Source organism: Neisseria sp. P0019.S002, assembly GCF_051957155.1.
Classification (GTDB): domain Bacteria; phylum Pseudomonadota; class Gammaproteobacteria; order Burkholderiales; family Neisseriaceae; genus Neisseria; species Neisseria perflava.
The window spans coordinates 1-725 of record NZ_JBQCWS010000026.1 but is presented as its reverse complement, the minus strand read 5'-3'; the positions used below and the strand labels follow the sequence as shown (position 1 = coordinate 725).

At 47.9% G+C, this 725-nt stretch carries 1 protein-coding gene and 1 pseudogene; both read right to left on the bottom strand.

The features are described 5' to 3' along the window. The coding region (locus ACTHTY_RS11325; protein ID WP_440367702.1) for a hypothetical protein at positions 1–479 on the bottom strand (479 nt) is incomplete at its 3' end. A 118-nt stretch (positions 480–597) separates the two neighbouring features. Beyond that, positions 598–725: pseudogene (locus ACTHTY_RS11320) on the bottom strand (DUF2063 domain-containing protein); the annotation flags it as partial.

Sequence of the window (725 nt, the reverse complement as noted above, 5' to 3'; positions counted from 1 at the left end):
ACACCACACAACCCCCACAACCACCCAACACAAAACAAAAACAACCAAACCCCAAACACACACCCCACCCCCACAAACCCAAACCACCCAAACACCAACCCAAAACACAACCACCCAAACAACACCAACCACACAAAACACACCACCACCAAAAACAACAAAACACCTAAAACCCCCAACCCACCCCACCACCCCAAAAACACCACCCCCACACCAAAACCCAACCACACCACCACCCAAACAACAAAAAACACACCAAAAACAAACAAAAACAAACCACCAACCCAACACCAACCACCACCCCACACAACCCAAAAAACAACACAACCAAAAAACCCACCAAAACCAACCAACCCACAAACAACAACAACAACAACCAACACCACACCACAACCCACACCACCACCAACACCACCAACCAAACCCCCCAAAAAAAACCCTCCCACAACAAACACCAACAACACAAACAAACACAACACAACACACACCCAAACCAACAAACAAAACCCCACCACCAACCCAAACAACCCCAACAAACAACCAAACACACCCAAAACCCACCAACACCAAAAAGCCACCCAAAAACAACAAACTTCAACAACACCACAAAAACCCACCAAAAACCCCCCAAAAATAGGGCGTTTGGGCACGTGCGTCACGGACGAAACCCTCTTTCAGACGGCCCCATTCTTCGCTGTCAAAGTATTGCAGCGTTTCGGTATAAC